This is a genomic window from Tardiphaga sp. 841_E9_N1_2, from assembly GCF_051811065.1.
Taxonomy (GTDB): domain Bacteria; phylum Pseudomonadota; class Alphaproteobacteria; order Rhizobiales; family Xanthobacteraceae; genus Tardiphaga; species Tardiphaga robiniae.
This window is the reverse complement of the sequence record NZ_JBPWQC010000001.1, coordinates 3,363,791-3,382,284: the sequence shown is the minus strand read 5'-3', so window position 1 is coordinate 3,382,284 and position 18,494 is coordinate 3,363,791. Positions and strand designations below refer to the sequence as shown.

The 18,494-nt window shown below is 62.2% G+C and carries 19 protein-coding genes; 12 read left to right on the top strand and 7 right to left on the bottom strand.

Translation table 11 applies throughout. From position 1 onward, the window contains the following. Positions 1-82 precede the first annotated feature (82 nt). On the top strand, positions 83-355 hold the full coding sequence (locus AB8A50_RS16305; protein WP_120287064.1) for a hypothetical protein: 273 nt from the start codon (positions 83-85) through the stop codon (positions 353-355). Between the two features lie 87 nt (positions 356-442). Further along, positions 443-2,029: an alpha-amylase family glycosyl hydrolase gene (locus AB8A50_RS16300; protein WP_231079356.1), complete on the top strand. Its 1,587-nt coding sequence runs from the start codon at positions 443-445 to the stop codon at positions 2,027-2,029. Between the two features lie 91 nt (positions 2,030-2,120). Here the strand turns inward: AB8A50_RS16300 and AB8A50_RS16295 are convergent, their stop codons facing one another. Then, positions 2,121-3,719 carry an ABC transporter substrate-binding protein gene (locus AB8A50_RS16295; RefSeq protein ID WP_439078306.1) on the bottom strand — a complete coding sequence of 533 codons (1,599 nt, stop codon included), beginning with the start codon at positions 3,717-3,719 and terminating at the stop codon, positions 2,121-2,123. 234 nt (positions 3,720-3,953) lie between these two features. Between AB8A50_RS16295 and AB8A50_RS16290 the strand changes: the two genes are divergently transcribed. The 7 genes from AB8A50_RS16290 (at position 3,954) to AB8A50_RS16260 (ending at position 11,314) form a co-directional block, all read left to right on the top strand. Continuing rightward, on the top strand, positions 3,954-5,621 hold the full coding sequence (locus AB8A50_RS16290; protein WP_439078305.1) for an ABC transporter substrate-binding protein: 1,668 nt from the start codon (positions 3,954-3,956) through the stop codon (positions 5,619-5,621). A gap of 175 nt (positions 5,622-5,796) precedes the next feature. Next, entirely contained in the window at positions 5,797-6,750 is a 954-nt protein-coding gene (locus AB8A50_RS16285) for an ABC transporter permease (RefSeq protein ID WP_439078304.1), read from the top strand. 28 nt (positions 6,751-6,778) lie between these two features. Beyond that, complete coding sequence (locus tag AB8A50_RS16280; RefSeq protein WP_170849596.1) at positions 6,779-7,657, top strand: ABC transporter permease; 879 nt, start codon at positions 6,779-6,781, stop codon at positions 7,655-7,657. 4 nt (positions 7,658-7,661) lie between these two features. Then, positions 7,662-8,723: an ABC transporter ATP-binding protein gene (locus tag AB8A50_RS16275; protein ID WP_439078303.1), complete on the top strand. Its 1,062-nt coding sequence runs from the start codon at positions 7,662-7,664 to the stop codon at positions 8,721-8,723. A gap of 1 nt (position 8,724) precedes the next feature. Further along, a complete protein-coding gene (locus tag AB8A50_RS16270) occupies positions 8,725-8,922 on the top strand; it encodes a hypothetical protein (RefSeq protein ID WP_089265973.1) in 198 nt (65 codons plus the stop codon). After that, the gene (locus AB8A50_RS16265; RefSeq protein ID WP_439078302.1) at positions 8,919-10,334 is read left to right on the top strand and encodes an amidase; all 1,416 of its coding nucleotides are present in this window, start codon (positions 8,919-8,921) and stop codon (positions 10,332-10,334) included. Before AB8A50_RS16270 ends, AB8A50_RS16265 begins: the two co-directional genes overlap by 4 nt. Further along, positions 10,331-11,314, top strand: coding sequence for an ABC transporter ATP-binding protein (locus AB8A50_RS16260; RefSeq protein ID WP_089265975.1), 984 nt, complete (start codon positions 10,331-10,333; stop codon positions 11,312-11,314). The genes AB8A50_RS16265 and AB8A50_RS16260 overlap by 4 nt, the downstream gene beginning before the upstream one ends. Before the next feature lie 7 nt (positions 11,315-11,321). Here the strand turns inward: AB8A50_RS16260 and AB8A50_RS16255 are convergent, their stop codons facing one another. From AB8A50_RS16255 to AB8A50_RS16245, 3 genes are all read right to left on the bottom strand, one after another. Then, positions 11,322-11,810, bottom strand: coding sequence for a CinA family protein (locus AB8A50_RS16255; RefSeq protein WP_089265976.1), 489 nt, complete (start codon positions 11,808-11,810; stop codon positions 11,322-11,324). Then, a complete protein-coding gene (locus AB8A50_RS16250) occupies positions 11,807-12,778 on the bottom strand; it encodes an MBL fold metallo-hydrolase (protein ID WP_439078301.1) in 972 nt (323 codons plus the stop codon). Before AB8A50_RS16250 ends, AB8A50_RS16255 begins: the two co-directional genes overlap by 4 nt. A gap of 86 nt (positions 12,779-12,864) precedes the next feature. Then, positions 12,865-13,779 carry a transcriptional regulator GcvA gene (locus tag AB8A50_RS16245; protein ID WP_439078300.1) on the bottom strand — a complete coding sequence of 305 codons (915 nt, stop codon included), beginning with the start codon at positions 13,777-13,779 and terminating at the stop codon, positions 12,865-12,867. 136 nt (positions 13,780-13,915) lie between these two features. Between AB8A50_RS16245 and AB8A50_RS16240 the strand changes: the two genes are divergently transcribed. Then, a complete protein-coding gene (locus tag AB8A50_RS16240) occupies positions 13,916-14,119 on the top strand; it encodes a DUF1127 domain-containing protein (RefSeq protein ID WP_120287053.1) in 204 nt (67 codons plus the stop codon). A 30-nt stretch (positions 14,120-14,149) separates the two neighbouring features. Then, complete coding sequence (locus AB8A50_RS16235) at positions 14,150-14,761, top strand: GNAT family N-acetyltransferase (protein WP_439078299.1); 612 nt, start codon at positions 14,150-14,152, stop codon at positions 14,759-14,761. Between the two features lie 108 nt (positions 14,762-14,869). Here AB8A50_RS16235 and AB8A50_RS16230 read toward each other — a convergent pair whose 3' ends face one another. Beyond that, complete coding sequence (locus tag AB8A50_RS16230; protein WP_439078298.1) at positions 14,870-15,709, bottom strand: oxidoreductase; 840 nt, start codon at positions 15,707-15,709, stop codon at positions 14,870-14,872. A gap of 118 nt (positions 15,710-15,827) precedes the next feature. Between AB8A50_RS16230 and AB8A50_RS16225 the strand changes: the two genes are divergently transcribed. Continuing rightward, the gene (locus AB8A50_RS16225; protein WP_439078297.1) at positions 15,828-16,718 is read left to right on the top strand and encodes a LysR family transcriptional regulator; all 891 of its coding nucleotides are present in this window, start codon (positions 15,828-15,830) and stop codon (positions 16,716-16,718) included. 130 nt (positions 16,719-16,848) lie between these two features. Here AB8A50_RS16225 and AB8A50_RS16220 read toward each other — a convergent pair whose 3' ends face one another. Then, positions 16,849-17,682, bottom strand: coding sequence for an enoyl-CoA hydratase (locus tag AB8A50_RS16220; RefSeq protein ID WP_439078296.1), 834 nt, complete (start codon positions 17,680-17,682; stop codon positions 16,849-16,851). A 22-nt stretch (positions 17,683-17,704) separates the two neighbouring features. Then, entirely contained in the window at positions 17,705-18,406 is a 702-nt protein-coding gene (locus AB8A50_RS16215) for an SDR family NAD(P)-dependent oxidoreductase (protein ID WP_439078295.1), read from the bottom strand. Positions 18,407-18,494: the final 88 nt, after the last annotated feature.

The following is an 18,494-nucleotide window of genomic DNA, read 5'->3' as shown; positions in this document are numbered from 1 at the left end:
GCATGATCGTTTTGTTATCGTCTCGGAACTAACCCTGCAGCGCGGGATTGCTCCCTCATGGTTCACACACGAGGAGCACGTCATGATTAAGCATCTTGCCATCATCGCCGTTGCTGCGGCGGGCATTAGCAGCGCAATTCCAGCCAAGGCCCAGGAGTTCGGCGTTGGCGTCGGTCCGGGAGGCGTTACGGTTGGCGCCGTCGGCCGCGACCGCTATCGCGACGACTATGATCGCGGGTACTACCGCGATCGTCGTGACCGCAATGAGACCGTGATCATCAAGCGCAGCCGCGACCGCGATCGTGGCTATTACGATGGCGGCGTCGAACGTCGTACTGTCATCGAACGCTACTAATATTGCACCGAACGAGAGGCGGCCCTTCCTCGGAAGGGCCGTTTTTTCGTGCGTGATGGAAGCCTCAGAACATTGAGTGACAGGACCATGGCAACTGCAGCGACAGTCTGGTGGCAGGCCGGCACCATCTATCAGATCTATCCGCGATCGTTTCAGGACTCCAATGGAGACGGTATCGGCGATCTCGCGGGCATCGTCGGCCGGCTTCCTTATCTGCGGCAGCTCGGCATCGACGCGATCTGGCTGTCACCGATCTTCCCATCTCCGATGGCAGACTTCGGCTATGACATATCAGACTATATCGGCATCGATCCGATCTTCGGTACATCGGCCGATTTCGACGCGCTGGTGGCTGCGGCTCACGGTCATGGTCTGAAGATTATTCTCGATCTGGTGCCGAACCACACCTCGGATCAGCATCCGTGGTTTGTCGAAAGCCGGTCGTCACGCGATAATCCCAAACGCGATTGGTATATCTGGCACGATCCGAAGCCGGACGGCAGCGCGCCGACCAACTGGATGTCCGAATTCGGCGGCAGCTCCTGGCAGTATGACGAGGCCACAGGGCAATATTACTATCACGCCTTTCTCGACAAACAGCCGGACCTGAATTGGCGCAATCCTGCTGTTCGCAACGCCATCTATGAGGTGATGCGGTTCTGGATGCGACGCGGCGTCGACGGCTTCCGCGTCGACGTGATCTGGCATCTCATCAAGGACGAGGAGTTTCGCGACAACCCGACAAATCCGAGTTTCACGGCCGGGCGCCCGCCACACGAGGCTTTCCTGCCGCTCTATTCGACCGATCGGCCGGAGACGCTGGACGTGGTCGTCGAAATGCGCCGCGTCGTCGATGAATTCGACGATCGCGTGCTGATAGGCGAGATTTATCTCCCCTTCGATCGGCTGGTCGCCTATTACGGCAGTGACCTGTCAGGCGCTCATCTGCCGTTCAACTTCGCACTGCTCTCCGCGCCGTGGAATGCTTTCGCCATCGGCGAATTGATCGCGCGCTACGAAGCCGCGCTGCCGCTCGGCGCCTGGCCTAACTGGGTGCTCGGCAATCACGACCGGCCGCGCGTCGCCAGCCGGGTTGGCATGGCTCAGGCGCGCGTCGCCGCGATGTTGTTGCTGACGCTGCGCGGGACGCCGACGCTATATTATGGCGACGAGATCGGTATGAAGCAGGTGCCTATTGCACCGGATCAGGTTCAGGATCCGTTCGAAAAGAACGTGCCTGGGATCGGTCTCGGCCGCGACGGATGCCGCACGCCGATGCAATGGGGTGCCACCGAGCACGCGGGTTTTACGACCGGCGAGCCCTGGCTGCCGCTGGACACGGACTACCACCATCAGAATGCGGCTGCTCTCGCGGCCGATCCCCATTCGATTCTCAGCCTCTATGTGAAGCTGATCGACTTGCGCAAGCACATGCCTGAACTGGTGTTCGGCGGCTATGAGCCTGTGGACGCTGAGGGCGATGTGCTGGCCTATCGGCGCGTCTATGACGCGCAGACGGTTCTGATCGCCCTCAATCTCAGCGGTGAGCCCGCATCATTGCATGTGGGGGGCGGTGAAATCCTGCTGGCGACAGGCCTCGATCGCCATGGTGAGAATGTTTCGGGCGCACTGGAGTTATCAGGCAATGAAGGCGTAATCGTCAGGCTGCGGTAGATATCCGCGTTCCGCGACCACATGCACGGCAAGAAAAAGCGCCGCCGATTGCTCGGCGGCGCTTCCTGATTTCGCAGTGGACCAGAGAGGCTCAGTCCAGACCAATCGTGGTCAGGTCCTGGAACCAGTGCTGGGCCTGCACGAACTTCTTCACCTTCGGCGACAGCGCATGCGGGTTGGTGTCGTGAACGACCCAGACCAGCACGGCGTCGTCGACGATCTGCGCATGGGCTTCGGCCAGCAACTCGTCCTGCTTCTTCGGATCGAAGGTGTTCTTGGCTTCGTCGATCAGCGCATCGACCTTCGGGTTCTTGTAGCCGCCCCAGTTCACGCCGACCGGTGCGATCTGGCCGGAGTGAAAAAAGCGGACGATGGCGTACAAGGGATCCGAGGTGACGTAGGCGATGTTGTTGGACGTGATGCCCTTCATGCTCTCGTCAGCCGCGCCCTTGCGCCACGCGGTGTAGAGCACTTCGAGTTCGACGACCTTGAATTCGACCTCGACGCCGATTTCCTTGAAGCTCTGCTGCAGGAATTCGTTGATCGGCAATGACAGCATTTGGCCGGTGCCGCCATTGGCGATGATGAAGGTCGCCTTCAGCGGCTTCTCCGGGCCGTAGCCGGCTTCCTTCACCAGCTTCTTGGCTTCGGCCAGATCATATTTGATCTTGAAGGTCGGCTTGCCGAACCACGGGCTCGACGGATCGACCTGGCCGATGGCGGGCTTGGCGAGACCGTTCATCAGCGCGACGACGGCATCGCGATCGATGGCGAGGTTCAGCGCCTTGCGCAGGCGGACGTCGGTCCAGGGCGAACCCGGCAGCACGCTGAGGTGATAATTCCAGACATGCGGCGTGACGTTGTCGACGATCTTCATGCCGGCGCCCTTGAGCTGCGGCACAGCGTCGGGAGCAGGGGTCTCGATCAGATCGACCTGACCGGCGAGCAGGGCATTGGTGCGGGTGAGCGCTTCCGGCATCGGGACGAGCACGAGCTTGTCAGCTTTCGGGATACGCTTCTTGTCCCAATAGTCGGAGTTTTTGCTGAGTTCGGCGAGTTCACGCGGCACGAGCTTGGTCAGCTTGAACGGACCGGTGCCCGAGGGCTGCGATGCGAACTTGTCCCAATCCTTGCCGACCTTCTCGTACTGCGCCGGGCTGGAGACCAGGAACCAGAGCATCTGATAGGGGAAGAAGGAGTCGACGTTCTTGGTGGTGATCTCGACGGTGCCGTCATCGATCTTGGCGTAGCTCGCGACCGAGGGCAGACGGGTCTTGACCTGCGCGCTCTGGCGCTTGTCGAATTGCGGCGCCTTCTCGTTCAGCACCTTGTCGAGATTCCAGATCACCGCATCGGCGTTGAAGTCGCTGCCGTCGTGAAACTTGACACCCTTGCGCAAGGTGAAGCGCCACTTGGTCTTGTCGGTATCGTCGACCTTCCATTCGGTGGCGAGGCCGGGAATGAGTTTGCCGGGACGATCGGCGACATCCATTTCCCAGGCGACGAGCGGATCGTAGATCGTGTAGCCGGTGAACTGGTAGCCTCCGGCGCCGCGATCAGGCTGGCCTGTGGTCAGCGGCACGTCCGCCATCGAGATGCCATAGCGCACCACCGTTTCGGCTTGCGCCGGCGCGGCTGCGCTTATGACGGCGGCGATGGCCGCAACAAATAACGAGCTTCGAACGCGCATAAACCAGACTCCGTATGGTGGGATATTGTCCGCTAGATACCTGCAATCCTGATGCCAGATTGGGCATATCGGACGGTTGGTGTGTGCTGGTGTGCTGCAGTGCCGCAGTTTGAGTCATTGCGCTGCAAGGTTGCAGGCCTTGGCACAAGCGTTGCATAAGAATTAGCCAGTTTAGAACAAGCCAACACTGGCGAAAGCCAACGTGTCATCCAAAGCCAAGAGGGACTGATTACGATGCGTATCGAAAAGCCGACAAAGAGCCGTCTCGCGACAGCAGTCACCTTGCTGACGCTCGCCACGGCCCTGACCTTGCCACAGGTGGCGCGCGCCGAGACGGTGCTGCGCATCGGCATGACCGCTGCCGATATTCCGCGCACGCTTGGCCAGCCCGATCAGGGCTTCGAAGGCAATCGTTTCACCGGCAATACGATGTATGACGGCCTGACCGGCTGGGATCTGTCGTCCGCGACCAAAGCGAGTGTTGTTATCCCGGCGCTCGCCACTGAGTGGGCAGTGGACGACGCCGACAAGAAGAAGTGGACCTTCAAACTGCGTCCCGGCGTCACTTTCCACGACGGTTCGGCCTTCAATGCGGATGCCGTGGTCTGGAATGTGGACAAGGTGCTCAAACAAGATGCAGTCCAGTTCGACGCCAGCCAGGTCGGCGTGACCGCCTCGCGCATGCCGACCCTGGTGTCGGCCAAGAAGATCGACGACATGACCGTCGAGCTGACCACGAAGGAGCCGGACTCCTTCCTGCCGATCAATCTCACCAACCTCTTTATGGTGAGCCCGACGAAGTGGCAGGCGCTGTTCGACAAGGCCGAAGGCGCCGATGCCAAGGCCAAGTCGCAGGCCGCATGGGCGGCCTTCGCGCGCGAAGCCTCCGGCACCGGCCCGTGGAAGATGTCGAAGTTCACGCCGCGCGAGCGTCTCGAACTGGTGAAGAACGACGCCTACTGGAACAAGGACCGCGTTCCGAAGACCGACAAGATGGTGCTGCTGCCGATGCCGGAAGCCAACGCACGCACCGCTGCGCTGCTGTCCGGTCAGGTCGACTGGGTCGAGGCGCCGGCGCCTGACGCGGTCAAGGAAATCACCGCACGCGGCTTCAAGATCGAGAAGAACGAGCAGCCGCATGTCTGGCCGTGGCAGTTCTCCCGTGCCGAAGGCTCGCCGTGGAACGACATCCGCGTCCGCAAGGCCGCCAATCTCTGCATCGATCGCGAAGGCCTGAAGGACGGTCTGCTCGCCGGGCTGATGGTGCCGGCGACCGGCACATTCGAGCCCGGTCATCCATGGCGCGGCAAGCCGAGTTTCGAGATCAAGTATGATCTGAAGGCAGCACAAGCGTTGATGAAGGAAGCCGGTTACGGTCCCACCAAGAAGCTCGAAGTGAAGACGCAGACCTCGGCGTCCGGCTCCGGCCAGATGCTGCCGCTGCCGATGAACGAATATCTGCAGCAGGCGCTGGCGGAGTGCTACTTCGACGTCAAGCTCGACGTCATCGAATGGAACACGCTGTTCACCAACTGGCGCCGCGGCGTCAAGGATCCCTCGGCGAACGGCTCCAACGCCACCAACGTCACCTATGCGGCGATGGATCCGTTCTTCGCACTTGTTCGCTTCCTGCAGTCGTCGATGGCGCCGCCGGTCTCGAACAATTGGGGCTTCATCAACAATCCGAAGTTCGATGAACTGGTGACCAAGGCACGCACCACCTTCGACGCGACGGCACGTGACGCGGCGCTCGCCGAGCTTCATGCTGCTTCGGTCGACGACGCAGCCTTCCTTTACGTGGCCCACGACGTCGGTCCACGTGCGCTGAGCCCGAAGATCAAGGGCTTTGTGCAGCCGAAGAGCTGGTTCGTCGACTTCTCGCCGGTGTCGATCACGCCGTAAGCAACAAGTGAATATCGGCCGCACATTGTGCAGTCGATATTCGCACGAACCTCTCCACGTCATGGCCGGGCTTGACCCGGCCATCCACGCCTTCTTCGCTGCAAAGACGTGGATGCCCGGGTCAAGCCCGGGCATGACGAACGAGGAGGCAGAGTTTCTGAATCGAAGGTGATCAGTGTTCGTCTACATCGCGCGACGCGTCGTCTATGTGATTCCTATCGTCCTCAGCGTGGCGCTGGTGTGTTTCCTGCTGGTGCACATCACGCCTGGCGATCCTCTCGTTGCCATTCTTCCCGCTGACGCATCGCAGGAGCTGGCGCAGCAACTGCGCGTCGCTTACGGCTTCGATCGTCCGCTGCCTGTTCAGTTCGGCCTTTGGCTGTGGCGCGCGCTACACGGCGATCTCGGCAGCTCCATCGCCACCGGACGTCCTGTTCTGGCGGAGGTGATGAAAGCCGTCGGCAATACCGTGACGCTGGCCATCGCCGCCGCCGTCATCGGTTTCACGCTCGGTTTGTTTTTCGGGCTGATCGCCGGCTATTTCCGCGATACCTGGATCGACAAGGTCGCGACCTCGATCGCCATCGCCGGCGTGTCCGTGCCGCACTACTGGCTCGGTATGGTGCTGGTCATCATCTTCTCGGTGCAGCTCAACTGGCTGCCTGCGGTAGGCGCCGGGCCAGGCGGTTCGGGCTCATGGGCCTGGGACTGGGAGCACATCAAATATCTCGTACTGCCGGCGATCACGACCTCGGTCATTCCGATGGGCATCGTGACACGTACGGTGCGTGCGCTGACCGGCGATATCCTGTCGCAGGATTTCGTCGAGGCGCTGCGTGCCAAGGGCCTGCAGGAAACCAAGGTGTTTCGTCACGTCATCAAGAATGCGGCGCCGACGGCGCTGGCCGTGATGGGCCTGCAGCTCGGCTATATGCTCGGCGGTTCGATCCTGATCGAGACCGTGTTCTCGTGGCCCGGTTCGGGGCTTCTTTTAAACTCCGCGATCTTCCAGCGCGACCTGCCGCTGCTGCAGGGCACGATCCTGGTGCTGGCGCTGTTCTTCGTGTTCCTCAATCTTCTGGTCGATATCGCGCAGGCGTCGATCGATCCGCGCATCAAGCGGAGCTGACCATGCTGGATATCCTCTCATGACCGCGATGACGGACACTGCATTGCAGGCGGCGCCTGCCACCAAGGCTCGCGGCTATTGGGCCACGGTGGGCCGCCGCATCGTGCGCGACAAGGTCAGCATGGCCTGCGCGTTCATTCTGCTGCTGATCTTCCTGGCGGCGATCTTTGCGCCCTATCTGCATCTCGCAGATCCCTATCAGGGCTCGATGATTCGCCGTCTGCGTTTCATCGGCACACCCAACTATCCGCTCGGCACCGACGAACTCGGCCGCGACATGCTGGCGCGCCTGATCTATGGCGGGCGACTGTCGCTGCTGATCGGCATCCTGCCGGTGATCCTTGCCTTCTTCATCGGGACGGGGCTTGGCGTTGTGGCCGGCTATGTCGGCGGGAAGCTCAATACCGCAATCATGCGTACCGTCGACGTGTTCTACGCGTTCCCGTCGGTACTGCTGGCCATTGCGATTTCCGGCGCGCTGGGTGCCGGCATCGTCAATTCGATCGTGTCGCTGACCATCGTCTTCGTGCCGCAGATCACGCGTGTCGCTGAAAGCGTCACCACCGGCGTGCGCAACATGGATTATGTGGAAGCCGCGCGTGCCTCCGGCGCGAATGCCTTCACCATCATGCGGGTGCACATGCTCGGTAACGTGCTGGGCTCGATCTTTGTCTACGCCACCGGCCTGATCTCGGTGTCGATGATCCTCGCTGCCGGCCTGTCGTTCCTCGGCCTCGGCACCAAGCCGCCGGAGCCGGAATGGGGTCTGATGCTGAACACGCTGCGCACCGCGATCTACGTCAATCCATGGGTAGCAGCACTCCCCGGCGCGATGATCTTCGCCGTGTCGATCTGTTTCAACCTGCTGAGCGACGGCATGCGCAGTGCCATGGACATCCGGAACTGATGGCATGAGTGATATTGTAGAAGAAATCGACAAGCTGGAGCCGCTGGAAGACATCGGCGGTGTTGCGCAGCCGTTGTTGCAGGTGGTCAGCCTGACCAAGCATTTCCCCGTGCGCGGCGGGCTGTTCGCGCCGAGCAAGACCGTGCGCGCGGTGGACGATGTGTCGTTCGCCATCGCCAAGGGTGAAACCGTTGGCATCGTCGGCGAGTCCGGCTGCGGCAAATCGACGACGGCGCGGTTGCTGATGCATCTAATGCCGCGCAATTCCGGCGATATCATCTATGACGGCCGCACTGTCGGGCGCGAGCTCTCGTTACGCGAGCTGCGCCGCGGCATGCAGATGGTGTTCCAGGACAGCTATGCCTCGCTCAACCCGCGTCTGACCATCGAAGAATCGATCGCCTTCGGACCGAAGGTGCACGGCATGGCGGATAAGGCCGCGCGGCTGCTGGCGCGCGAACTGCTCGGAAAGGTCGGTCTGCGGCCCGAGACGTTCGCCAATCGCTATCCGCATGAAATCTCCGGCGGCCAGAGGCAGCGCGTCAACATCGCGCGTGCGCTGGCGCTGTCGCCGCGTCTCGTCATTCTCGATGAAGCGGTCTCGGCGCTCGATAAATCGGTCGAGGCACAGGTGCTCAACCTGCTGGTCGACCTCAAGCGCGAATTCGGCCTGACCTATCTGTTCATCAGCCACGATCTCAACGTGGTGCGTTACATCTCCGACCGCGTGCTGGTGATGTATCTCGGCGAGGTCGTTGAACTCGGCCCGGTGGACGAGGTCTGGGACGGGCCGGCGCATCCCTATACGCGGGCGCTGCTCGCCGCGATGCCGTCATCCGATCCCGACAATCGCACGGAAACGCCGCCGATCACAGGCGATCCGCCGAACCCGATTGATCCACCGTCTGGTTGTCGTTTCCACACACGCTGCCCCTTTGCCGAAGCGATGTGCGGCGAGGCGACGCCGAAGCTGACGGAAATCACCGTGACCGGCCACCAGGCCGCCTGTTACATGGCGATCCGGGGTTCGGGACACAGCAAAGCACCTGCTGCAGGAGCGCACTGACATGACCAAACCGACTGCCAAGCAGATCAAGGCGCTGACCGAAGTCAGCGGCCTTCCCGCATCCGACGAGGTTGCGGAGCGCATCGCCAATTCGATCGGCCCGGCCTTTGAAGGCTTCGCGGCCGTCGCCGGGACGCTGCCGTTTGATCTCGAGCCCGCGACCTTCCTCTCTGTTCAGAATACGAAGGCTGCCAAATGAGTGTCGCCGAACCCGCATTGCTGTCGCTGACGGACGTCGCTGACGCGATCGCCACGAAGAAAATTTCGTCGCGCGAAGCTACGCAGTCCTGCCTCGATCGCGCTGTGAAGTCTCAGCCGAGCCTCAACGCCTACATGTCGATCGAGGCCGATGCAGCGCTGAAGGCGGCGGACGCGGCCGATGCGTCGCTCGCCAAGGGGCAGAGTCGCGGCGCACTGCACGGCGTGCCGCTGGCGCACAAGGACATGTATTACGACGAAGGGCACGTCGTGACATGCGGCTCGCATATTCGCCGCGACTGGGTTGCGACCACGACGGCAACGTCACTGCAACGCCTGAAGGATGCCGGCACGGTGCGGCTCGGTTCGTTGCAGATGGTTGAGTTCGCCTATGGCCCGCTCGGTCACAACGTGCATTACGGCGCCGTGCATAATCCCTGGCATGTCGATCACGTCACGGGTGGTTCGTCGTCGGGTTCGGGCTCGGCCGTCGCAGCGCGTCTCACATTTGCGGCGCTCGGCTCCGACACCGGCGGCTCGATCCGTCTGCCGGCACATTTCTGCGGCGTGTCCGGCTTGAAGACAACGGTGGGTCTGGTTAGTCGCGCCGGCGCGATGCCGCTGTCGCAATCGCTCGATACCGTCGGCCCGCTGGCACGTACGGTAGAGGATTGCGCGCTACTGACCGGCCTGATGGCTGGTGCCGATCCGCTCGATCCAACCACCAGCACGCGCCCTGTGCCGGACTACATGGCGGCGACGCGTGCGTCCGCCAAAGGCATGACGGTCGGCATTCCCAAGGCATTCTATGTCGACGATCTCGATGCCGATACCGCTGCGATCCTGCAGAACACCATCGCGACGCTGAAGGATGAAGGCGTCAAGATCGTCGAAGTCGATCTGCCCAATCAGGGCCAGCTCACGGCGGCCTGCCAGTTCGTGCTCGCGACGGAAGCTGCGGCGATGCACAAGCGCTGGATGATCGAGCGCCCGCAGGATTACGGCGCGCAGGTCCTGATGCGGTTGCAGAACGGTCTCGCGATCACCGGCGTCTCCTATATCGAGGCACTGCGCTGGCGCGGTCCTGCACTTGCGGCCTATCTTGCTGCGGTGACCGGCACTGATGCGGTGCTCGCTCCGGTCTCGCCTGGCGCGGCTCCGACCATTGCCGAGACCGATGTCGGCAACAGCTCGGGTGCTGAAGCGATGATCCAGCGCCTGACGCGCTTCACGCGCCCGATCAATTATCTCGGTCTGCCCGGTCTCTCGATTCCGGCGGGTTTCACCAAGTCGAAACTCCCGGTGGGCATGCAGCTGATCGGTCGCCCGTTCGATGAAGCGACGTTGCTGACCATCGGTGCGGCGTTCCAGCGCGCCACGGACTTCCACAAACAGTGCCCGGAGTTGGCATGAGTAATCTCATCGAGGTTCGCAATCTCAACGTCCGGTTCGGCGGCGAACGGACCGTCTATGCGGTGAACGATCTCAACCTCACGCTCGGCGAAGGCGAGGTTCTCGGCCTGCTCGGCGAGTCCGGTTCGGGCAAGAGCGTCACCTTGCGCGCGCTGATGCGGCTGCTGCCGAAGAAGCGCACGCAGATCACTGGCACGGTCAATGTGCTCGGCAAGGACGTGCTGGCACTCAACGATGACGAACTCTCGGCATTTCGCGGCCAGACGGTGTCGATGATCTTCCAGGAGCCGGCGCTGGCGCTGGATCCGGTCTATACGATCGGCCAGCAGATTGCCGAAAGTGTGATGCGGCACGAGGGGAAGAGCCAGGCCGAGGGCGTGAAGCGCGCGCTCGAAATGCTCGAAGTCGTGCGCATTCCGTCGGCCAAGCGTCGCCTCGATGCCTATCCGCACGAGATGTCCGGTGGCATGCGGCAGCGCGCAATGATCGCGCTGGCGCTGGCCTGCAAGCCGAAGATCCTGCTCGCGGACGAGCCGACCACTGCGCTCGATGCCACCGTGCAGATCCAGATCCTGCTGCTGCTGCGCGAGCTGCAGCGCGAATTCGGCATGTCGATCATCTTCGTCACGCACGATATCGGCGTGGCCATCGAAATCTGCGATCGCGTGGCCGTGATGTATGCCGGCCAGATCGTCGAGCAGGGCACGCTAAGCCAGATCGTACGCTCGGCCGTGCATCCCTATCCGCAGGGGCTGCTGGCCTCCACCGTGCACGGCGCCAAGCGCGGGGCGCGTCTGGAGACGATTCCGGGTACGCCGCCGTCGCTCGACAAGCCGCCGGTGAATTGCTCCTTCGCGCCGCGCTGCAAATTCGCCCAGCCGCGTTGCGTCGAGGCGGCGCCGCCGAATGTCGAACTCGCCGACAATCGCGTGGTGCGGTGTATTCTGGCGGAGCAGGCGGCAGCGGCACTGCCGGCCTGACGCCTTCTTACCCCGCCAAATTCTTCAGCAGGAACGTCAGCGCCGTCTGCGCGAAACTGTGCATGTTGCCGGAGCGGTCGTTGCTGCCGGTCTCCAGCGTCATGACCTCGTTTCGCGGGCCGGCGACGGCCATGCAGCTATGGCCTGCGGCGTCGCCATAACGATTGCCGGAGGGGCCGGTGGCGCCGGTTTCCGACAGGCCCCAGTCACAGCCGAGGCGGGTGCGGATCTGCGTCGCCAGCAGTTGTGCGTAGGGCTCTGAAGACGAGCGCATGCCCGGTATCCGAAACACGTCATCGGAAATATCCATCAATACGCGCCGTGCATCGCGCGTATAGATCACGCCGCCGCCGATGAAATAGGCGGAGGCACCGGGCACTGCGAGCAGTGCAGCGGAAATCAAACCGCCGGTCGAGGATTCAGCTATGCCGATGGTCTGCTTGCGCGCGATCAGCTCAATGGCAATCTTCTCGGCGAGGGGAATGAGATCTCTCATGACTTCTTCCCCCAAGGTTTTGACCAGGGCCTGATCCACGGCTTCTTCGCCAGTGCCCCATAGACAGCGCGAATGAAATTCTTGCTGGCGGTCTCGTTCGGTGCCCATTTGGCGTCGAGATCGGCAAATGGCTTAGCCGCCAGAACCTCGTCTTCCGTCTTGCCCTCCTTGATCAGCTTGGCCATGCGATCGCGCGCCGTCACCAGCATGGTGCGATAGTCGACCAGCGCAGCCTTGTTCGCCAGCGGACCGTGGCCGGGAACGATCTTGGTGGTGTCGTTCGCCAGTTTCAGATAGGCGTCGGTCGCTGCAATTATGCCCTTGATATTGCCGCCGTTGAGAACGTCGATATTGGGATAGCGGCCATTGGTGAATGTATCACCGGTCGCAATGACATTGGCGCTCTTGAAGTAGACATAGGTGTCGCCATCGGTATGCGCGTTGTCGGGATGGCGCAGTTCGGCGATGCGGCCGCGCAGGCTGAGCTTGAGCTGATGCGTGTAGGTGTTGGTTGGCAGCGCCGCCTTCGGCGCGGGCGGATTCTGTGCGCCGGTCAGGAAATTCGTGGTGCCTTTTTTCAGGCGGGTTCTGACCTTGACGTTGGCAACGATGGTCGCGCCTTCGTTGGCAAAGGCCTCGTTGCCGCCGGTATGGTCGCCGTGGAAATGCGTGTTGACGAGATACTTGACCGGCTGCGGTGTCACCGCGGCGATGGCCGCCTTGATCTTGTCATGCAGCGGGGCAAACTGGCTGTCGACGAGGATGGCGCCCGATTTGGCCGTGGCCAGCGTCATGTTGCCGCCCTGGCCTTCGAGCATGTAGACGCCGTCACCGAGATCCGTGGTCTTGATCTCGACCTTTGAGAAGTCGGGTGGCGGCGGTGCTGCCGGCGGTGTGGACGCCTGCTGTGCGAGCGCGGGCGCCAGCGCCAGAAGGGTGAAAACCGCGGCCAGTGTCGTCCGATTCATCGCAAGCTCCATTCCGAAACAGGCCAGACTTCTAGCATGTTTCGGATGGCGATCTGCTCGCGAACACGTGATGTCGACGATGCCGATCAGCGGCCAGAACTGTCACGTTCCGGCGGGACCTGCGAGAGCAGCCAGTCGCGAAAGGCCTTCAGCTTCCGCGAGTCGGAAGAGGCTTCGGGGGACACCAGATAGAAGCCGGCGTCGGCGGGCATGCGCATGTCGAAGGGCACCACCAGCCGGCCCTTGGCGAGATCGCCCTCCACATAGGTGGTGCGGCCGATGGCGACGCCGAGCCCGTCGATCGCAGCCTGCAGGGTCATGAAGATCATGTCGAAGGTCAGGCCGGGCTGTTTCGAAATATCGGTTGGCAATCCGGCCGCGGTGAGCCAGAGCCGCCAGTCATCGTCATAGCCGCCGCTCGAATGCAGCAGCGTATAGCCGGCAAGGTCCTGCGGCTGTCGCAGCGCCTTTTTGCCGGTCAGGAGCGCCGGGCTGCACACCGGAAACAGATGATCGGCGGTGAGCCAGTCGGCACGCAAGCCCGGCCACTGGCCGCGACCGTAGCGGATCGCAGCATCGACATCGCCGCTCTTGAAATCGACCATGCTTGTCGACGTCGTGATGCGCACATCGATATCGGGATGGGCTTTCTGGAACGCTGAGATGCGCGGCAGCAGCCATTTCGACGCCATCGATGCCAGCGTGCTCACGGTCAGCACGTGATCATTGTCGCGGCGCTTGAGTCGGTCTGTGGCAAGACGCAGGTCGTTGAAGGCGGCGCGAACGCCCGGCAGGTAGTCGTGTCCTTGCGGGGTGAGTGCGAGCGCGCGGTTCTGCCGAACGAACAGTTTGAGACCGAGTTCGTCCTCCAGCCGCTTGATCTGATGGCTGATCGCCGTCTGCGTGACGTTCAACTCGCTCGCCGCATTGGTGAAGCTCAGATGGCGTGCGGCGGCTTCGAAGGCGCGCAGCCCGTTGAGTGACGGCAACCGGGTGCTCATCCGCGCTCTCTCCCTGGCGATCCACTGCTCTTGCCACACATGAGTTTGTGTCATGTGACGCGGTGCACAATGTCGTTTGTGCAATGTGAGAATGAAGCCGATATTTTCTAAGTAAATTTAGCTTCAGGAGAGCAAAATGTCTACTTGCACCCATGAATCGATGACAAATCATCATGCCCCGCTCAGCGTGGCGGCCATCGCTGAGACATTCCACGTCTGGCGGGAGCGCGCCCATCAACGCCGCGAACTGGCCCATTGGAGCGAGCGTGACATCCACGACGCCGGCCTTTCGGTGGGCGACGTGATGGCCGAGGCCAGCAAGCCGTTCTGGCGCGCGTAAAGACGGTCCGATCGTCCGGGAGCAACTGTCATGCAACATCTCGACCTCGATGACCTCGGTCAGTATTCCGATGTGGTGATGTCACGCAGTGGCGCCGCGGTGACGGTTCGGTTTGTCGAGCTTCACGATGCGGACGCGTTGCAGGCCTATTTCCGCGGCCTGTCGGTGCGGTCGCGCTACAATCGCCTGATGGGCGCCGCCAGCGAATTGCCGGCGGGGCAGCTCGATAAGTTCATCCATGTCGGCGAGGCCGACAGTTTCTCGGTCGTCGCGACGATCTCGCGCGATGGCTCGGAGACCATTGTCGGCGAGGCCCGCTACGCGTTCGATGAAGCGACGTCCCATTTCGAACTGGGCCTGTCCGTGGCCGATTCCATGCAAGGGCAGGGCATCGGCGCGGCACTCATGTCCAATTTGGAATGCCGTGCTGCTGCGCTCGGAGCCGACCACCTCTTCGGAGATACATTGCGCTCAAACGAGGCAATGCTCGTACTGGCCCGCAAGGCCGGCTTCACATTCGCGCCGACGCCGGGCGATTGGAAGCAGGTGCGCTTCGTAAAGCAGATCGATGCGGCGCCAACCGCAAACCCATGTGCGGTCTGGCGCCTCGCAGCGCAATCCCTGCAGCCGATACTTGCCTAAGCGCGGCAACGCTCGCCACGTTCAGGCAAGGTGTGATGCGACGAAGCAATTCAATCCGTCTCTAGCTCAGGATTGCTTCGTCGCATCTGCGTGTCTTGAAGACGGCGCCTATGCCGTTCCTTTCGCGAAGTCTGTCGATGTGGCCACGTCGCGCCACGCAGCCAGTTCCTTTTCGACAAAAGCATGCTTGCTCTCAATCCGCGCAACCGTGTCGCTGCCAAGCGGCAGACGGATCGGAGGAGTCTTGGCAGCTGCAAGCTGCATGAAGGTCTTCGCCAGCTTGCTGGGATCGCCGGGCTGCGCGTGATTGACGTCGGCGGCGTGGTTGCGGGTCTTGCCGACGGTGGCGTGATAGTCGCCGATCTCCAGTGCGGTACGCACCAGCGAGTTATCGTCCAGAAAGTCGGTGCGGAAGAAGCCGGGTTCGACCACCGTGACATGGATGCCGAGCGGCGCGACTTCGGCGGCCAGTGCTTCACTGATGCCTTCGACCGCGAACTTGGTCGAGCCATAGACGCCCCAGCCGGGGAAGCCGGCATATCCGCCGACGGATGAAATGTTCATAATGTGACCCGAGCCCTGCCGGCGCATATGCGGCAGCACGGCACGGGTGACGCCGAGCAGGCCGAACACGTTGGTGGCATAGAGGCGTTCGACTTCCTTGGCACTGGCTTCCTCGATCGCGCCGAGCAGGCCATAACCGGCATTGTTGACCAGCACATCGATGCGGCCGAATTTCTTCACGGCCTGACCTGCGGCCTCATGGGCCTCGGTCTCGCTGGTGACATCGAGCCGCGTCGCCAGTAGGCGCTCATGGGTGCCGAGACGTGCATTGACAGCATTGGGATCGCGGGCCGTTGCCACAACGGCATCGCCCTGGGCCAAGGCTTCTGCCGCGATGAGGGCGCCGAAACCGCGGGATGCTCCTGTGATGAACCAGACACGCATGGTGGTCTCTCCTGTGTTGGCCCCGCGTTAGTACAGGGCTGATGGGCAACACTTAGCGGCTCGCCAGAACTGAAATAATCCTCTATTTATTCCATGTGTTCATGAGCTGGATTCAATAATGAGCTTGATCGGCCCGGCTGACCTCGCGACCTTTCTGGCGATTGCCCGGCATCGCAGCTTTCGCAATGCCGCCGTTGAACTTGGCGTGTCCGCCTCCGCGCTGAGCCACGCCTTGCGCGGCATCGAGGAGCGTCTTGATGTCCGGCTGGTCAATCGCACCACCCGCAGTGTCGCGCTGACGGAGGCGGGTGAGCGGTTGTTCGCGCGGGTCAGTCCGGCATTCCAGGACATCAATGATGCGCTGGAGGACCTCAATCATTTTCGCGGCAAGCCGGCGGGGACGTTGCGCTTCAATGCCGCCCGGCAATCCGCACAACTCGTGCTGCTGCCGATCGTCACGCGATTCCTGAAAGCCTATCCGGAGATCAATGTCGAGATTGCCGTGAATGACGGTCTTGTCGACATGGTCTCTGCCGGTTTCGATGCGGGCATCCGCTTCGGCGAAACCGTTGCGGCGGACATGATCGCGGTGCCGATCGGCCCGCGGCAGCGATCGGCGGTCGTTGCGTCACCCGGCTTCCTCAAGCAGCACAAGCTGCCGCAGACGCCGCATGAGCTGAAAGATCTGCCGTGCATCCGCTATCGCTTCTGGGGTGGCGCGCTCTATCGTTGGGAATTCGAGCGCGGCGGCATCGAGGTCGAGATCGACGTCGCGGGCGCGCTCACACTGAACGATCAGGATCTGATGGTGGACGCCGCGCTGGACGGAGCCGGACTGGCTTACGTGTTCGAAGGGCAGGTCGAGGAGTTGATCGCCAAGCGAAAGCTTGTTCGAGTCCTCGCTGACTGGTGCCCGGCCTATCCCGGCTTCTTCATGTATTATCCCAGTCGCCGACAATTGCCGGCGGCACTGCGGGCGTTTGTCGATTTTGCCAGGACGGTGGGTTGAAGTTTCATGCGCTTTGCTCTCAGTCGTCATACGCGGGCTTGACCCGCGTATCCATCTTGACCGCATGCGCATCGTTCCGACAGGTGGATTGCCGGGTCAAGCCCGGCAACGACGTGGGAGAGGCTATTCCCTAGTTGCCAGAGAAGTTTGGCTTGCGCTTCTCGATGAAGGCTTGCACCGCCTCGCGGTGATCTGCCGTCATGGTCGTGCGGATCAGCCTCTCCGCCTCATGATCCCGCGCCGTCGTGAAATCGAATGCGAGCGCTTCGTCGAGATTGTCCTTCATGTAGCGCAGCGCCAGCGTCGGCCCCTGCGCCATGCCGCGCGCCAGTGTGAAAGCCTCGTCCTGCAGCCTGTCGTCTGGCACCACGCGGTTGAACAACCCGATGGCTTCGGCGCGGCTTGCATCGACTTTTTCGGCGGTGAACATCAGCTCGCGCGCGCGGGCCGTGCCGACAAGACGCGTCAACAGCCAGGCGATGCCGTAATCGCCGCTGAGACCAACGCGCAGATAGCCTGTCGAGACGAAAGCCGATTGCGCGGCGATGCGGATATCGCAGGCCATGGCGATGGCAAGACCGGCGCCGGCCGCGGGGCCGGGCAGGGCGGCAATGGTTGGCTTGCGTACGGCAACGAGGGCGCCGGTCAGCAGGCGCTGGCGCTCCTGCAGATCGGCGACACGCTCGTCAAACGACATTTCCAGCACGGCCTGCTTGCGATGGGCGCCCATGCCCTTCACGTCGCCGCCGGAGCAGAAGGCGGTGCCGGCGCCGGTAATCAGTAGCGCGCCGACATCAGGATTTTCGCCGCAAGTGCGGATCATTGTGCGCAATGCAGGCGTGAGATGGTCCGACAGCGAGTTGCGCGCTTCCGGCCGGTTCAGGGTGATGACGGCAACGCGCTCGCGGATCTCGCACAGCAGCTCACCGGTGCCGGTGTCGATGACCTGTACGGCTTCACTCATGTGTCTCGCCCCCGCTATCGCGTCAGAATTTTTCGACCCATGGACGGATTTCGAGCTCCGAACTCCAGGCACTGCGCGGCTGCTGTAGCACGTTCCAGTAATTCATGGCGATGGCATCGGGGTCGAGCATCGAGTCCGGCCTGTCCGCTGGCTCAACGCGGACTGAACTGCGAATGCCGCCATCGATGACAAAGTGGGCGATGTGGATCCCTTGCGGTGCAAACTCGCGGGCCAACGACTGCGCCATTCCGCGCAACGCGAACTTGCCCATGGCGAAGGGTGCCGATTGTGCGAAGCCTTTGATACTCGCGGAGGCACCAGTGAACAGGATGGCGCCGTGCTTGTTGGGCAACATGCGCTGCAATGCCTGTTGCGCGACCAGAAATCCGCCGAAGGCGCTAACGGCGATGGATTGTGCAACATCGGGAGGTGCGAGCTCGATGAAGGGCCCACGGGCGCGTTGGCTGGCGTTGTAGACGACGATATCGGGCGCGCCGATCTGGCGTTCGACATCTGCAAACAGTTTGGCGACATCCGCGGCCTGGGTCGCGTCGCAGGCAAAGGCCTTGGCGCCGGTTTCCTGGCACAGCGCATCCAGCTTGCCGGGATTACGGGCGGCGAGTGCGACGCGGATGCCCCGTTTGGACAGCAGCCTCGCCAGCGATGCGCTGATGCCCTCACCGACGCCGACGATCAAAGCGGTTTCGTAATGCGGAATTTCCATGGATCAAATCTCCGGCTGGGGCACTTTATTCGCTGGCGCGGCAGGCGCATGATGAAGATGGAAACGCAACTGCCAAACACAAGAGGCC

What these genes read in the sequence shown, in the direction of transcription:
- AB8A50_RS16245 (WP_439078300.1), bottom strand. Translation starts at nt 13,779, where the DNA reads ATGAGCACCCGGTTGCCGTCACTCAACGGGCTGCGCGCCTTCGAAGCC.
- AB8A50_RS16300 (WP_231079356.1), top strand. Translation starts at nt 443, where the DNA reads ATGGCAACTGCAGCGACAGTCTGGTGGCAGGCCGGCACCATCTATCAG.
- AB8A50_RS16230 (WP_439078298.1), bottom strand. Translation starts at nt 15,709, where the DNA reads ATGCGTGTCTGGTTCATCACAGGAGCATCCCGCGGTTTCGGCGCCCTC.
- AB8A50_RS16255 (WP_089265976.1), bottom strand. Translation starts at nt 11,810, where the DNA reads ATGAGAGATCTCATTCCCCTCGCCGAGAAGATTGCCATTGAGCTGATC.
- AB8A50_RS16260 (WP_089265975.1), top strand. Translation starts at nt 10,331, where the DNA reads ATGAGTAATCTCATCGAGGTTCGCAATCTCAACGTCCGGTTCGGCGGC.
- AB8A50_RS16220 (WP_439078296.1), bottom strand. Translation starts at nt 17,682, where the DNA reads ATGAGTGAAGCCGTACAGGTCATCGACACCGGCACCGGTGAGCTGCTG.
- AB8A50_RS16240 (WP_120287053.1), top strand. Translation starts at nt 13,916, where the DNA reads ATGTCTACTTGCACCCATGAATCGATGACAAATCATCATGCCCCGCTC.
- AB8A50_RS16225 (WP_439078297.1), top strand. Translation starts at nt 15,828, where the DNA reads ATGAGCTTGATCGGCCCGGCTGACCTCGCGACCTTTCTGGCGATTGCC.
- AB8A50_RS16215 (WP_439078295.1), bottom strand. Translation starts at nt 18,406, where the DNA reads ATGGAAATTCCGCATTACGAAACCGCTTTGATCGTCGGCGTCGGTGAG.
- AB8A50_RS16275 (WP_439078303.1), top strand. Translation starts at nt 7,662, where the DNA reads ATGAGTGATATTGTAGAAGAAATCGACAAGCTGGAGCCGCTGGAAGAC.
- AB8A50_RS16235 (WP_439078299.1), top strand. Translation starts at nt 14,150, where the DNA reads ATGCAACATCTCGACCTCGATGACCTCGGTCAGTATTCCGATGTGGTG.
- AB8A50_RS16265 (WP_439078302.1), top strand. Translation starts at nt 8,919, where the DNA reads ATGAGTGTCGCCGAACCCGCATTGCTGTCGCTGACGGACGTCGCTGAC.
- AB8A50_RS16250 (WP_439078301.1), bottom strand. Translation starts at nt 12,778, where the DNA reads ATGAATCGGACGACACTGGCCGCGGTTTTCACCCTTCTGGCGCTGGCG.
- AB8A50_RS16280 (WP_170849596.1), top strand. Translation starts at nt 6,779, where the DNA reads ATGACGGACACTGCATTGCAGGCGGCGCCTGCCACCAAGGCTCGCGGC.
- AB8A50_RS16290 (WP_439078305.1), top strand. Translation starts at nt 3,954, where the DNA reads ATGCGTATCGAAAAGCCGACAAAGAGCCGTCTCGCGACAGCAGTCACC.
- AB8A50_RS16305 (WP_120287064.1), top strand. Translation starts at nt 83, where the DNA reads ATGATTAAGCATCTTGCCATCATCGCCGTTGCTGCGGCGGGCATTAGC.
- AB8A50_RS16270 (WP_089265973.1), top strand. Translation starts at nt 8,725, where the DNA reads ATGACCAAACCGACTGCCAAGCAGATCAAGGCGCTGACCGAAGTCAGC.
- AB8A50_RS16295 (WP_439078306.1), bottom strand. Translation starts at nt 3,719, where the DNA reads ATGCGCGTTCGAAGCTCGTTATTTGTTGCGGCCATCGCCGCCGTCATA.